The following is a 15,717-nucleotide window of genomic DNA, read 5'->3' on the forward strand; positions in this document are numbered from 1 at the left end:
TGAACTTTAAACTTTGCTACAACTTCCGCGCAACAACCACAACGGTTTTCATTGTTTCCAGCACACCGGAGTTTTCATTTAAAGCTTCAAGAAAGATAATATAAATTCCAATCCGTAATGGATTGCCGGAATCGTTCAAACCATCAAAGATTACAGAACCTTGCGAACCGCTTGCCTGGTTGTTTAATAGTGTTCTTACAAGTCTTCCCTGGCTATCAAAAATTTTTATTCTTACCTGCGCTGTAGTTTGTTTTAAGTTATAGTTGATGATTGTGAAATCTTCAAAACCATCATTATCCGGCGAAAAAGGATTTGGAGAAACAGAAATCTTTTCTTCCAGTTTTTGGTTTTGGGTAAAGATACTATTTTGTTTGCCAGGTGTGGCGCCATCAGTACAAACCGCAGTGCTCCAGTTATTCGCTTCGTTTCCATTTATCAATGGATTTATTCTTTCCAGCGATTTGTTTGTTGTAACCAAAATATTTTGGTTATTCCATTTGGCAAAATAGTAAACTGAATCAATTGTATTTCCATTTGCATCCTTTACTAATATAATATCTTCCGTGTTAGTCAAGCCCAGGCTGGATTGGTTGATAACTGAAAAATTAGTTTTAGTCAGCCAGTTGTAATTATTCAGAATGGATGAATCGGAAGCGAGAATAAAATACTCTCCGCTGGCAATGTTCCGGCTTACATCTGAAACAAGAAAATCATTTGCTTTCCAACCACCCACATTAATTGAATCATTGCTAACGTTTAGGAATTCGATAAACTCAGCATTGTTTGTTGATGGCTCGAACATAATTTCATTTATAACCACACTTTTGCTTTGATAACTCTTAAGATCAATAACGGAATTTGCTTTACCCGGTGTACTGCAATCTTTATTCAAAGAAATCATCCAGTTTGTGCTGTCGTTAGTTGCCTCATTTGTGGATATTCTTTCTAACGAAAATCCCTGTTTGTTTCCCCAACTTGATTTGTAATATAAACTATCTATTACCGCTCCACGAAAATCATAAACAATAATTCCATCATCCGTATTACCAAGCGAACCAAAATTTACTGCTGCAAATTTACCATTGAAACTTTTATGATAATTTTTGAAAGAAGTATCTTTAGCAACAACGAGTATTTCGTTTGGAATTAGTAATAAATCAGTAGAGCTAATTTTGGGTAGATTTAGAGAAAGACTCAAGTCGCCAACCGTCCAATTTTTCAGATTCAACGTTAAGGGTGAAACATTAATCATTTCAAACCATTCAGGCTCGCCAATGGCAGGATCATACATCACTTCGTTAATCAGTAGTAAATTTTTTGCGTAGCCGGTTTGTATTGCAACAATGCCGGTATTATTTAATGAATCTTCATCTGCAGGAAAAATTATAACTGCTTTAACAAAAAGCTTTGATTGAATATTTTTGATGGAAATATTTGATGCAAACCACGAAGTATCACCTGGGTTAAGAGATAGATTACTCAGTTCAGTCAAAAAGTTATAATTTGTTGAAGAATCCGAATTGAAGAAAAACTGTATATGGAAATTTTCTGCTTTGCCGCTTCCATTGTTTGCTGCTTTTACTTTTAGAAATATTTCATCGCCTGCTACAGGAAATACCGGTACCGAAGAAATGCCGGCAAATGATAGATCAAATTTCTTCTCAGCAATGCTGTTTATTCTTCCGGGAGTACTCAATTCCAAATCTTTCGAAGAGCCCCAATTTGAATGAGTATTGGAATTTAACGAACTTGATTTTCTCTCAAGCGAAAATCCATTTAATCCTCCCCAGGATTTGTTGTAAAGAACTGAATCTATCGCTGCATTTCTGCTGTCTCTCAGAACCACTCCATCTTCATCGTTATTTAGAACTGGTAAAGCCATAACTATTAATTTTGATGGTATATATCTGTGATAAAAATTGATTGACGAATCTTTACTAATGATAAGATATTTTTTTGGTGGCAGGTAGATATTCTGTGATGTTATTTTCGATTTTACCGGCGTTGTATAAATATCGGAAATGCTCCAGTCTTTCAGATTCACGGAGTCCTGTGAAGCATTATAAAGTTCTACCCATTCCGGTTCACCGCCTTGCGGTGTAAACATAATTTCGTTAACTATTAAAGAAGATGGTAAGTAACCCGGTGATATTCTTTTGAAACCGAAATTGTTTGAAGTATCCTGATCGGAATCGAATATTATTTTTACAGCAAATCCTTTTTCCATAATCAGGTTCTGTTCAATGAAATTAAATTGTATTGTGGATGAATCGTTACCAGATAAGTTAATTTGAGTAGTAGTTTCTAATAGTTTTCCTAGTGTCGAATCAAGCTTGGTATCTTCAAACAGCAGGAGATGAAACTGCGCCAACAGTTTTCCAATATTTTTCACTTTTGCAGAAATTTTAATTGAATCACCTTTAACCGGAAACGGTGGATCAAAGTAAATTTGGGTTAACTCAAGATCATAATCTTTTTTAGTAACTGAGTTGATCAGTCCGGGAGTAGCTTTCAACTTTGTTATTGAGGTTTTCCAGTTAGAGGAATCGATTGATGCAACCAGATAATTAATTCTTTCAAGCGAATGCCCGTTGCCGCCGCCCCACTTTGATGAATACTCAAGTGAATCGATTGTGCGATCCAACGAATCAAGAAGAATAATTTTATCGAAAGTGTTGTTTAATGTTGGGATGTCAGAAATCAATAATCGGAAATTGTTTTTATATATCTGTAAAATAGAACTGTCCTTCGCGATTACCATGAATTCATTTGGCGCTATTAAAAGGTTGTGCCTTGCAATTCTTGTTATATCAGTTGCGTCTGCCAATTGATAATTCTTAAGATCGACATTTTTGGGGCTTTGATTGTAAATCTCTACCCATTCCGGCTCGGGTGAATTTGGCGCATACATAATTTCATTGATAACAATATCATTCCTTACTTCATTAAGTTTTACTCCCTGAAAATCTATGACAGAGATATTGTTAGTAGTATCTTCATCACTTGCAGCATTTAACGCAGCGATGAAAAAGTTTTCCCCCTCCGAAAAATTTGTTAATTCAAAAGTAAAAGTTAAACTGTCACCGGAAAATATTTCTGCACCTTGAATTGAAGTAATCAATTCATTAGTCTGCATCAGCGAATCTAAATTTTCGTCCCGGTATATTTTTATTAGAAAAGAATTAAAACTGTTCAACCCAATATTTTTCACTTTAATGCTTAGCCGAACAGAATTGCCAAGGATTCCAAACTTTGCTGAAGGTTTAAATTCTGTTATTGCCAGATCAAAATTCTTTTTGGTGATTGAATTAGTTGTTCCCGGAGTAGCTTTTTCCGGATTCTTACTTGTTCCCCAATTCTCTGTAATTGTTGAAGACTGCTCAGTTGAAATTCTTTCTAATGATCTTCCCGCACTTCCACCCCAGGAAGAATGATATTCCAATGAATCGATTGTACGGTTAAGCGAATCGAGAAGAATGATTTTTTCAGAAGAATTGTTTAGCGAGGGAAAACTGCTGATTAAGAACTTCGAATTGATTTCATAATAGCCAACAAAAGAACTGTCTTTTGCGATTACAAAATATTCTTTTGGATTCAATGTGATTGAATTCTTAATTACACGCATTGTGTCGGAAGCATCTGCAATTTTGTAATTTTTCAACTGAATCGATTTTAAACTCCGATTGTAGATTTCTAACCATTCGGGTTCGGGAGAGTTTGGTGCGTACATTATTTCGTTAACCACAATATCATTTCGTTCCTCGTTTAACTTTACTCCCGGAAAATTTGTAAACGAAATATTATTTGTAGTATCGTCATCATTTGCAGCAGACAAATTTGAAATGAAGTAATTCTTTCCTTCAAGAAAGCTGTTCACATCAAAATAGAATGTAAGACTGTCGTTTGGAGAAAGTGGATTGTCTTGAATGATTTTTAATAATTCAGATGACTTAATCAGCGAATCGCCATTTTCATTCTTGTAAATTTTAAGCTGAAATGAATTAAAGCTGTTCATACCAATATTCTTAACAACGATTCTGAGCCGAACTGATTTGCCGAGAATGCCAAAAGATTCAAGCGACTTGAATTCATTAATCGCCAGGTCATAGTTCTTTATGGTAATTGAATTCATTTTTCCGGGTGTGGCTTTATCCGGGCTTTTGCTAGTTCCCCAATTCTCTTTAACAGTTGAACTTCTTTCTATGGAAATTCTTTCCAATGATCGCCCATATTGCCCGCCCCACGGTGAAGAATATTCAAGGGAATCGATAGTCCGGTTTAGTGAATCGAGTAAAATAATTTTGTCTGTTGAATTATTGAGCGATGGAAAGCTGTTAATAACATACTTGCCGGGGATATCAAAAAAAGCAAAGAGTGAACTATCTTTTGTAATAACAAAATATTTCCCCGGTTGAAGTGGCGTTGAGGTTTTAACAATTTTTATTGTATCGTTGTCATCCGCAAGCTGATAATTCTTTAATTCAATTGTTTTGTTACTTCGGTTATAAATTTCAATCCATTCTGGTTCTGGTGTTGTTGGCGCATACATAAACTCGTTTATAACCAAATCGTTTCTAACTTCGTTTAAAACAACACCCACAAAGCTGGTAAAAGAAATATTGTTTTCTCCTTCTTCATCATTTGTTGAAATCAATTCAACGATGAAATAATTTTTCCCAATTGAATAATTGGTAATTGTATAAGTTAGAATCAGACTATCACCAGCAGAAACGGTTCCGGCAAGTAATTCAGCAATAAACTCATTTGCTTGGATTGTTGAATCTGAGTTCAAATCATTATAAATCTTTATAGAAAAATTCTCTGATGAATTAAATCCATAGTTTTTAATTTTAATTTGTAAAGCAACCGGTTCATTAATTATCCCATAACCATTCTTTGTTTTGAATCCAGTTATACCCAAATCATAATTCTTTTTTGTAAGCGAATTAATTTTCCCCGGGGTTGCCTTAAATTTGCTATTGGACGTTCCCCAGTTTTCTTGTAATATACTTTCACCTTCGCTTGAAATCCTTTCTAAAGATTTGCCCCCTGCATTTCCACCCCATGTTGGTAAATATTCAAGGCTGTCTATGGTTATGCCAGCGGAATCGCGGATGCAAGTAATATCGCCTGTATTATTAAGAGATGGAAGTTTAGTCAGAATAATTTCCGCGGGAATATTAAAATGGTTTCTTAGCAATGAATCTTTACAAAGAACAGCATATCCGTTTGGTGGAATGAAATTATCCTGAAGTGTTACATTCGTGTGGGATGAATTATCATAAAACTTCCACTTCTTTAGATTTATTGATGAGGCTGTCCGGTTAAAAAGTTCAATCCATTCCGGCTGACCAGTAGATGGAGAGTACATAATTTCATTTATAATCAAATCGTTAAATTTATTTGGTGGTGAATGAAGCACAAATCTTCTAAATCTTATATTGTTTGATGTGTCTTCATCAAGTTGAAAAGATACTTTTGCAATTAGCAGATAATTATTTGCCGGTAAAGCTGGAAGAAGTGTATTGAAAGCAGCGGAATCATTTGCCTGTAGATTGCTATGGAATTCCGAATAAATTATATCATCCTCGGTTACAAGAGAATCGAGATTTTTATCGAGAAAGATTTCCATTGTAAAATTATTTGCAGATAAGATTCCAATATTTGTGACGGTAACATTAACTTTGATTTCATCTTGAAGGACAGGAGAAGGCGGGAAAATTGATAATGAGCTTACAGATAAATCATACGATTTTTGACTTATCGAGTTTTTAAATCCTGGAGTTCCATTTTGCGAAATAGAATTCTTCCAATTGTTTACTGAATTATCACTATTTAAAATAATCTTTTCATCAGAATAACCGGTGCCGTTATTTGCTGAGTAAGAATAAACATCAACAGTATCATTAAGTTTATTGAGAAGAAAAATAGTTCTATCTGTTGTATTTGCCATACCAGACGAACCGAAGGAGCCATTGTCTATTTTCAAAATTAAAACTGATAGAGGAATTAGGGAATTGTAAACTCCATTTGCAAAATCATAATCTCCCTCAAGTATAACCGCATAAGAATTTGGTGGTAAAATTAGATTGGTATCCAAACTAATTATACCATCGGATGAAGATGTGTAATACTTGATTTTATAACCAGTCAGGTCTACACTTTCACTTGAACTTAAATTATAGATTTCAATAAACTCGTTATTTCCGGTTGGTGCATTAAACATCACCTCGGTAAAAGTGAGCGTGGAATCATTCCCGCCAAAGCATATTGCGGGAATGAGAAAAAATACCAGGATAATTCTCTTCACTTATTTACCCCTCATTATTATTACTTAAAGCAGAAGGATGAATTATCAAAAATTCTATGGCTAATATAAAAAACTAAATTTAAAGAGAAAACAAAACTGTATAGTTATTATTTTTTTGTTTTGCTGGTTCCGAACAAAAATTTTCTTGGATGTCCGCTGGAATTTATATAGAAAAAGTAAAGTACGTTTTAGAGGATGATGAAATATCTGAGTAGGATACGAATGAATTTATAATTCCTGCTGTTGGAATTGGTGCAGCAATTACTTTTTATCTGATGAAAGAAAATGAGTTGTATTGAATGATAATCAAATTACAAGAATTGCAACCGGCTATTATTCAGCATCATTTTTCTTTTTGATGCGAAAGATTAAAAAAGACAGAAATATAAAACCAAAGAAAAATGAGCCAACTATCAAAAGACTGTTACAGATGATTCCACTTAACGCCAAATTTTTATCTCCTGCCGAAACACAGTATATTTATTTATACAATGCTGATAATATTCAAAAAAAATCTATTTGGTGGCTTTCCACCCGATTGTTAATTTATTGGGGATGAAATATGTTAAAAAAAATATTAAAAGAAAAATTTTATGAAACATTTTGTTGTAGAAATCATTTATAAAGTTTCAATAGATAAAATTGAAAGCACAACCATGGAACACCGAAGTTTTTTAAGAACTGGTTATGATATGAAAAAGATTTTGCTTTCTGGTCCCCAGGTACCACGCATTGGTGGAATGCTGATAGCCCGTGGTGAATCGATGGAAGAGATTGTGGAATTTTTCAAAGATGACCCTTACCAGAAAAAAGGTTTGGCGGATTATCACTTTATTGAATTTCACCCAGCTAATTATCAGGAATTTTTAAAAGATTGGATTGAAATCTGAAAATTTCAAATGGTTGTTTTTTAATATGAAAAATGGAAGCTGAGCTTTGGGATTCCCAATTTTTAATACTTCATCAACAAATTAACTAAAACGCTTGGCTAATACCGGCATTTTACTCTTCAACCTTATTTTCAGATTCTTTATATTACCATGCAAATTTAAATAAGTTATAAAACGGAATTATTTATGAACGAACCAACAATTAATGTAGGTGTTTTAACAAGAGAAAGAATTGACTTTGATCTATATGGTGATTTTATGCTTGAAGGATCAGAGAAAATATACAGCGGAAAATTTTCAGCTTATGTAGAAGGAAATTTTATCCGGGTTGAAGGCGAGGATGTTAAATTAAGTTTTAAAAAGGAACTTACTTTTCAACCTACAATTTTCAAATCGGAATCATTTCTTCTACGCGATGTTATTATCGGTGTGAAGTTTCATTGGGAGCAGAAAGAAAACCAGCGGTTCCTTGGAAATTTGAAATTACTTCGCGTGGGAAATAAAATAACTGTTATTAATATCATCCCCATTGAAGCTTATTTAACAAGTGTGGTTTCTTCTGAAATGAGTGCGCGAAGTTCGATCAATTTACTTAAGGCACATTCCATAATTTCCAGAAGCTGGCTGCTTGCCCAATTAGAAAGAAGCAAAGCAAAAGAAAAATATAAAACAGTATTTATGGATGAAAACGAACTTGTTAAATGGTATGACAGAGAAGATCATATTCATTTTGATGTTTGTGCAGATGATCATTGCCAGCGTTACCAGGGAATAACAAAAATTTATACTGATGTTGTTAAACAGGCAATTGAAGAAACGCGGGGAATAGTTTTATTTAGTAATGATAAAGTTTGCGATTCCCGTTATTATAAAAGCTGCGGCGGAATTACAGAAGCATTTGAAAACGTTTGGGAACCGGTTAAATATTCTTACCTTGCTTCAATTGTTGATTATAAGTTTGAAGTTGAAAATTATAATATCGATTTTTCTGACGAAACGAATGCACGTAAGTGGATAATTTCCAATCCATCTGCATTCTGCAACACGAAAGATGAGAAAATTCTTGCACAGGTATTGCCAAACTTCGACCAAAAAACCACTGACTTTTACCGCTGGAAAGTTGAATACACACAGCAAGAGTTATCAGATTTGATTAAAGAGAAAAGTGGAATTGATTTTGGTTTTATTGTCGATCTTATTCCTGTTGAAAGAGGTTATTCTGCCAGATTAATTAAATTGAAAATAGTTGGGACGAAAAAAACTTTAACTATTGGCAAGGAGTTGGAAATTAGAAGAACTTTATCAAAGTCGCATCTTTACAGCGCTGCCTTTGTAGTTGATAAAGAAAATCTTGTTGAAGATATTCCGCAGAAATTTATTCTGAATGGAGCTGGCTGGGGACACGGAGTTGGGCTATGCCAGATTGGTGCGGCGGTTATGGGACAAATGGGTTATAAGTTTGATGAAATTCTTTTACACTATTTTCCAGGTGCACATATAAAGAAGCTCTATAACTAATGAAGATTCTTTATTCGTGTTTATCTAAAAGCTGGGGCGGAATGGAAATGTTTACGCTCCAGGCTGTTGCCCAATTGCTTAAAAGAAATATTGAAACAGAACTGCTCTGCTTTCCCAATTCCAGAATACATTCCGAAGCCATTACGCTTGGAGTTATTGTTCATACTGTAAAAGCATCCGGGTATTTTCATCCCCTGGAAATAATTAAACTGAAAAAGATTTTGAAAAAGGGTGCATTTGATTTAATTCATACCCAAGCATCCAAGGATTTGTGGGTGCTTGTTCCAGCATTAAAACTTGCGGCAACTCAAATTCCCCTAGTAATGACAAAGCAGGTTGGATCGTTCATTGTTAAGAAAGATAAACTTCATCAATGGATTTATAACAGAGTAAATTTAGCGTTGGCTATCAGTCAGATCATCAAAAAAAATTTGCTTGATACTTGCCCGCTGTCTGACGAAAAAATCCAGCTTTTACATAACGGAGTTGATACAAAGCGATTTGATCCCGCAATGATTGATAAAGAAAAAGTTAGAAATGAAATCTCAATCGATAAAGAGGAATTGGTAATAGGAATGCTTGCCCGCTTTAGCTGGGGAAAGGGACACGAAGAATTTTTATTTGCCGCCAAAGAACTTATTCCAAAATACCCCAACTTAAAATTTATGATTGTTGGTGAACCAAGCCGTGGTGAAGTTGAATATGAACAAAAGATAAAAGCGCTTGCCAGAGAATTTGGAGTTGAAGACAAAGTTGTATTTACGGGGTTCAGAAAAGATACGCCAGAAATTTTAGCATCGATGGACATTTTTGCTTTTCCTTCACACTCAGAAGCTTTTGGTATTGCTTTGGCGGAAGCAATGGCTATGGGTAAATCCTCTGTCTGTTCAAATTCAGATGGAGTTTTAGATATTGCTGTTGATGGTGTTACTTCATATCTTTTTCAAAAACAAAACGGAAAAGATTTAGCAGACAAATTGGAATTGTTAATAAAATCACCCGGTACAAGAACTGAATTTGGTGAAGCGGCAAGAAGAAGAGCTGTTGAGATGTTTGATATAGAAGCGTTGACTGATAAAGCAGTTAATATTTATAAACGATTGCATAATTACAAAATTTCATGATTACAAAATTAATTTTACCGGATTTGAATCTTGCAATCTTGTTATTATAGAATTTTGTAATTAAAAAATTATTTTAAGATAAATATTAGACAATAAATGACTTTTTTAAATCCAGCAGTATTATTTGGTTTGATTGCGACGGCAATTCCGGTGCTTATTCACTTGTTGAATTTACGGAAGCTGAAGAGAATTGATTTTAGCACTCTTACTTTTCTTAAAGAACTTCAGAAAAATAAGATTAGGAAAATAAAACTGAAACAATGGCTTCTACTTCTTCTGCGGTTTCTGATAATTCTTTTTCTTGTTGGTGCATTTGCGCGTCCGGCAATAAAGGGTGTTGCAATTGGCGGAACAACTTCATCTGCAAAAACTACCGCAGTGTTTATTCTCGATAATACTTTCAGTATGTCTGTTGTGAATGAAAAAGGATCCTACTTTAACCGCGCAAAACAAGTTGTAAAAACGTTGCTCAACCAGCTTCAGGAAGGTGATGAAGTTGCATTGATTTCGGCTGCTGATATTTCAAAGGAAGAAATTCAACCAACAACCAACTTAAACGATTTCCGAAAACTGATCGATGAAACTGAAATATCTTCAGTAAGCGGAACGCTCCATAATTCAATTCTGAAAGCAGCAAAGCTTTTTGAGCAATCAAAAAATTTTAACAAAGAGATTTATATTTTATCAGATTATCAGAAAACAAGATTAACAAATTCCGGCGATGCAATTTCCAATTTGAGCCAGCTTCTTGATGATAAAGTTAAAATGTATCTGTTCGATTTTTCCGGAAAAGAAATATTTAATCTTGGTATAGATAACTTTGAAGCTAATAATCAAATCTTTGAAAAAGATAAACCGATTAGCTTTACGGCAACCGTGACTAATTATTCAAAGCAGCCAGCTAATAATGTTGTTGCTTCATTGTATGTGAACGGTGAAAGAAGTGCACAACAAAGCATTAATCTTGCAGAGGGTGAAAGCGAAAAAATTATATTCGAGACAGTACTTAAATCTACCGGTTATATTGATGTTATGACTGCGATTGAAGATGATGATGTTCTTCAGGACAATAAGCGATATTTGAACTTGTCTATTCCGGAAAAAATTTCAGTAATCATTTTTACAGAAACAGAAACAGATTCCAAATTTCTTGAATTGGCGTTAACTGCAGGTGAAGAAAATAAACATCTTATCCTTACACGAAAGAATTTTAATCAATTACCATCAGCTAATCTGAATAATTATGATGTGGTTTTGTTTGTCGGGACAAATTTTTTACAGAATTCAGACCGCGCAATTAAATATCTTTCAAACGGAGGGAGTGTTTTCTTAATGCCCGGCACCAAAACAAGCTTAAATGATTTTAAAGAAGCATGCTCTAAACTTCAATTACCAGTTCCAGTTTCCGAAGTTGGTAAAGAAGGATTGCTTCAGTCAGTTGCAGCATTTGATAAAGTTGAATTCGAACATCCGGTATTTGCAAACATCTTTGAAAAGAAAGCAAAGAAGCAGGTTGAATCGCCGGAGATTTATCATTACTTCAAAATATTTTCGCAGGGTAAAGGGAAAAGTATAATCCTGCTTTCTGATAACTCTTCATTTTTTAGTGAATATAAATATGGTAAAGGAAAAATTTTTGTAATGAGTTCTGCGCCAGCGTTAAGCTGGACAAACCTGCCGCTAAAAGGAATCTTTGTCCCAATGATTTATAAATCGGTTTTTTATCTTTCTTCCAAAGACAACCAAATTACAAGTTATCTTACCGGCGATAATGTAAACATCAGTTTGCAAAACAATACTTTCCCTCAGATAAAGATTGTAAAGCCGGATAAGAATGAAGAATTTGTAAATCTGAATAATCAATCGAACCAAAATTATTTATCCTATAACAAAACTGAAACGGCAGGAAATTACAAGATTTATTCCGGTGAAAAGCTGACAGATAAATTTGCAGTAAATATAAATCCGCTTGAATCTAATACAACAAAACTGACAAGTGGTGAGATTGACGATTACCTGAAGAAAATAAATTTCAATGGAAAAGTATTAAAATTGGACCCGGATGAAAATTATTCCGTCAGAATACAGCAAGCAAGATTCGGTTCGGAATTGTGGAGATTGTTTTTAATAGTAGCGTTTGTTTTAGCTTTGCTTGAAATGCTGATTGCCCGAAGTGCAAAGAAGGATTTAGTTTAATATTTTAAAATTATTGTATTAAAACAATTAATTAAAATGTGGGAAAATATTTAATATGAAATCTAAAATATTGTTAATATCTATCCATTTAGTATTTGTTATTTATTTGATTGGTTGTTACACCATTGTCGAGAAGAAATATACTGGACCGCCTGAATATAAATTCGACGGGAAAATTATTGGTGTTTGGCGACAAACAGTCCACGGATTTGAAAAGGAGACGGATAGTTTATTTAAAGAATGGTCGCAAAAAATTATGTTGCGTACTTACACTAATGGGACATATACAATTACCTCAGAAAACAATAGTTTTGCACAAATAGGAGGAAAATATAGAATATTAAAAGATACAATTTTTATCTGGAGTAATAAGTGCATTGAAAAGGTTGGGAAATATCTATATTCGGGTAGTAACTGCATTTTAAGTTTAAAAATTATTTGGGATGAATGTGATAGTGAAAGATTATTTAAAGGAATTCCATTATTTGAAGGCGAATGGCATAATGCAAGATGCGCTGAATTATAAAACTTTTTCAAAATGGAATAATTGAATGTTAGAAACACAACAAAATATAATTGAAAAAGCAATTCTGGTTTCGCTTAACACGCACACACATTCTCGCGAAGTTGTTGAGGAACATCTTGCTGAATTAGAACTGCTTTCGCACACTGCCGGTGCAGAAACTTTTATGAAGATCATTCAGGATAAAGACAGAATTGATTCTGCATATTACATTGGCAAAGGAAAGGCGGAGGAAATCGCTCAGCTTGTGGAGATGAATGATATTGCACTCGTAATTTTCGATGACGATTTAAGCCCTATCCAGGTTAGAAATCTTGAAAAACTTATAAACAAAAAAATTGTTGATAGAAGCGACCTCATTCTTGATATCTTTGCTTCACATGCAAAAACGAAAGAAGCTAAAACGCAGGTGGAGTTAGCGCAGCTTCAATATTTGTTAACGCGTTTAACACGTGCATGGACTCACCTTTCCAAACAGTATGGTGGAATAGGAACTAAAGGTCCTGGTGAAACGCAAATAGAAACCGACCGAAGGATGATCCGTGAAAGAATTAGTCATCTAAAACAAAAACTTGAAAAGATAGAAGCACAACGTGTTACAAAAGTAGCTCATCGTAAAGGATTTCTTAAAGCCTCGCTGGTTGGATATACCAATGCCGGCAAATCTACTTTGCTTAATCTTCTTACAGATTCCGATGTTCTTGTTGAAGATAAACTTTTTGCAACTCTGGATTCAACCACACGTGCGCTTCCGCTTGATAATAAGCAAACATTACTTCTTAGCGATACGGTTGGATTTATACGTAAACTACCGCATCATCTTGTAGCTTCATTCAAAAGTACACTTAACGAAGTTCGGGAAGCAGATATTATTCTTCATGTGATTGATGTCTCTCATCCGTTCTTCGAAGATCATATTGCGGTTGTTGATCAAACGCTGAAAGAACTTGGTTCCGATAAAAAAACTCAATTGAAAATATTCAATAAGGTTGATGCGCTTGAAGATAAAAGTAAAATGGATTACGTGCTTAAAAAATATTCCAATGGTATTTTCATTTCTGCAGCAAGAGGAATAAACATTGGTAAGTTGAAAGAGAAATTACAAAAGGTAACTGAAGAAACATTCAAAGAAGAAACGGTTGTACTGGGACTTGATGATTCAAAGATCGTTGCAAAGATTCATTCGATGGCTGATGTTATCTCCACTATTTATGATGAGGAAAAAGTTTTAGTTAAATTTCGGTCGAACACTACAATCTCTAACAAAATAAAAAGAATAATTGATGAAAAGGCAGACGCTCTCGATTGACGGCAATTCACTTACATTAGCAAAGATAGAATTCTTCCTAAATGAAAATCCAACGGTTATTATAACTACCGCCGCAAAGAAACGAATAAACAAATCCCGAGCATTGGTTGAAAAATGGATACAGGAAAATAAAGTTATATACGGAGTAACCACTGGCTTTGGCGAGTTTGCTAATGTTAATATCTCCCCAAAGGATTTAGAAAAACTTCAGGAAAATTTAATTTTAAGTCACGCAGTAGGAACAGGCGATTATCTTCCGGCAAAGATTGTTAAGGTAATGATGCTGCTCCGCGCAAATGCATTAGCAAAAGGTTATTCCGGCATTCGTCTTTCCACAGTTCAACTTTTAATTGATATGATGAATAGCAATATTATTCCGGTTATTCCATCGCAGGGTTCTGTTGGTTCAAGCGGAGATCTGGTTCAGCTTTCTCACCTGGTTTTATCAATGATTGGTAAAGGAAGATGCTGGATAGTTAAGAGTTTAGAACGTAGAGTGAAGAGTGAAGAAAAAATTTATAAGGCTAAAGTTGCTTTAAGAAAATTTGGTTTGGAGCCGGTAAAACTTGGTGCAAAAGAAGGATTAGCTTTAATCAATGGAACGCAGATGATGACAGCGTTTGCTTCTTACATTTGTATCCAGGCAAAAAAACTTAACAAACTGGCAGATGTCAGTTCGGCTTTATCCATCGAAGCGCTGAGAGGAACCGACAAAGCTTTCGATTTGAAATTGCACAAACTTCGTCCGTATAATGGACAAATTACCACAGCACAAAATATTTTAGCTTTGATTAAGAATTCCGAAATTAGAAAATCGCATGTAGAAAATGATCCGCGTGTTCAGGATGCATATTCGCTCCGTTGCATTCCGCAAATTCATGGTGCATCGCGGGATGCGATTGATTATGTTTGCTCGCGTGTTGAAATAGAAATTAATTCAGCTAATGATAATCCATTAATCTTTCCTGGGACAGAAGAACACATTGAAGGTGGAAATTTCCACGGGCAGCCGATGGCACTTGCAATGGATTTTATGTGCATCGCTCTTTCTGAATTAGCTAATGTTTCTGAACGACGGACGGAAAGACTAGTGAACGGTGCACTAAGCGGCTTACCCCGATTCCTTGCAAAGAAAGGAGGACTTAATTCCGGGTTGATGATTGCACAATACACAGCAGCAAGTCTGGTTTCTGAAAACAAAGTCCTTGCTCATCCTGCAAGTGTGGATTCAATTCCAACCTCAGCAAATCAGGAAGATCATAATTCAATGGGATCAATTGCGGCACAGAAATGCTATCGCATAATGAAAAATTTACAATCAGTGTTAGCGATAGAGTTACTAACTGCTGCGCAAGGTGTTGAGTTTCATAAACCATTGAAATGCGGAGAGGGAACAGAAGCGGCTTATAAAGAAATTAGAAAAGTAGTTGCACCGCTGGAAGAAGACAGAGTTTTATATGATGATGTGCAGAAAGTGCTGGAATTGGTTAAGAATGGTTCCTTACTGAAAGCAGTTGAAAAGAATGTTTTTGTAAAGTAAGCTTTATAATTACCAGCTTTTCATTTTTGGGATATTTGTTCCAGGAATTACTTCGGGTAATTGTGAATCTCTCAAAACCCCTTCTCTTACTCTTTTAACAAAAGCTACTTTTAAAAAGCAGAGACTACAGAAACTGTGGCCTTGCGTCCTTGGTCGAAACCAGAGGGGTGTCAAATACACATACAAAACTGCATTATAAGAAAATCAAAATCAATGGCATTCTTGGTTTTTTGTTGACAATAGTTTTTTGATGTTATAAGTTAACGATTGAAAATAATAGTTCAGAAAATAGTGCCGTTTTTAAGAA

At 34.7% G+C, this 15,717-nt stretch carries 9 protein-coding genes; 8 read left to right on the forward strand and 1 reads right to left on the reverse strand.

Features of this window, described 5'->3' with window-relative positions; all coding sequences use genetic code 11:
• Positions 1-16: 16 nt before the first annotated feature.
• Positions 17-6,310, reverse strand: coding sequence for a lamin tail domain-containing protein (locus NTX22_10175; protein ID MCX6150880.1), 6,294 nt, complete (start codon positions 6,308-6,310; stop codon positions 17-19).
• Positions 6,311-6,605: 295 nt separating this feature from the next.
• Between NTX22_10175 and NTX22_10180 the strand changes: the two genes are divergently transcribed.
• From NTX22_10180 to hutH, 8 genes are all read left to right on the forward strand, one after another.
• Positions 6,606-6,869 (forward strand): hypothetical protein, encoded by a 264-nt coding sequence (locus NTX22_10180; GenBank protein MCX6150881.1) that lies wholly within the window; start codon positions 6,606-6,608, stop codon positions 6,867-6,869.
• Positions 6,870-6,903: 34 nt separating this feature from the next.
• Positions 6,904-7,200, forward strand: a complete 297-nt coding sequence (locus NTX22_10185) for a YciI family protein (protein MCX6150882.1) — start codon at positions 6,904-6,906, stop codon at positions 7,198-7,200.
• Between the two features lie 186 nt (positions 7,201-7,386).
• Positions 7,387-8,718, forward strand: a complete 1,332-nt coding sequence (locus NTX22_10190) for a SpoIID/LytB domain-containing protein (protein ID MCX6150883.1) — start codon at positions 7,387-7,389, stop codon at positions 8,716-8,718.
• On the forward strand, positions 8,718-9,842 hold the full coding sequence (locus NTX22_10195) for a glycosyltransferase family 4 protein (GenBank protein ID MCX6150884.1): 1,125 nt from the start codon (positions 8,718-8,720) through the stop codon (positions 9,840-9,842). The genes NTX22_10190 and NTX22_10195 overlap by 1 nt, the downstream gene beginning before the upstream one ends.
• Positions 9,843-9,938: 96 nt before the next feature.
• Positions 9,939-12,038, forward strand: coding sequence for a BatA domain-containing protein (locus NTX22_10200; protein ID MCX6150885.1), 2,100 nt, complete (start codon positions 9,939-9,941; stop codon positions 12,036-12,038).
• 55 nt (positions 12,039-12,093) lie between these two features.
• Positions 12,094-12,564 (forward strand): hypothetical protein, encoded by a 471-nt coding sequence (locus tag NTX22_10205; protein MCX6150886.1) that lies wholly within the window; start codon positions 12,094-12,096, stop codon positions 12,562-12,564.
• Between the two features lie 25 nt (positions 12,565-12,589).
• Positions 12,590-13,870: a GTPase HflX gene (hflX, locus tag NTX22_10210; protein MCX6150887.1), complete on the forward strand. Its 1,281-nt coding sequence runs from the start codon at positions 12,590-12,592 to the stop codon at positions 13,868-13,870.
• The gene (gene hutH / locus NTX22_10215; protein MCX6150888.1) at positions 13,845-15,410 is read left to right on the forward strand and encodes a histidine ammonia-lyase; all 1,566 of its coding nucleotides are present in this window, start codon (positions 13,845-13,847) and stop codon (positions 15,408-15,410) included. The genes hflX and hutH overlap by 26 nt, the downstream gene beginning before the upstream one ends.
• Positions 15,411-15,717: the final 307 nt, after the last annotated feature.

Source organism: Ignavibacteriales bacterium (assembly GCA_026390815.1).
In the GTDB taxonomy this organism is placed as follows: Bacteria; Bacteroidota; Ignavibacteria; order Ignavibacteriales; family SURF-24; genus JAPLFH01.

Coding starts and splice junctions, on each gene's coding strand:
- NTX22_10195 (MCX6150884.1), top strand. CDS start 8,718: ATGAAGATTCTTTATTCGTGTTTATCTAAAAGCTGGGGCGGAATGGAA.
- NTX22_10200 (MCX6150885.1), top strand. CDS start 9,939: ATGACTTTTTTAAATCCAGCAGTATTATTTGGTTTGATTGCGACGGCA.
- NTX22_10185 (MCX6150882.1), top strand. CDS start 6,904: ATGAAACATTTTGTTGTAGAAATCATTTATAAAGTTTCAATAGATAAA.
- hutH (MCX6150888.1), top strand. CDS start 13,845: ATGAAAAGGCAGACGCTCTCGATTGACGGCAATTCACTTACATTAGCA.
- hflX (MCX6150887.1), top strand. CDS start 12,590: ATGTTAGAAACACAACAAAATATAATTGAAAAAGCAATTCTGGTTTCG.
- NTX22_10205 (MCX6150886.1), top strand. CDS start 12,094: ATGAAATCTAAAATATTGTTAATATCTATCCATTTAGTATTTGTTATT.
- NTX22_10190 (MCX6150883.1), top strand. CDS start 7,387: ATGAACGAACCAACAATTAATGTAGGTGTTTTAACAAGAGAAAGAATT.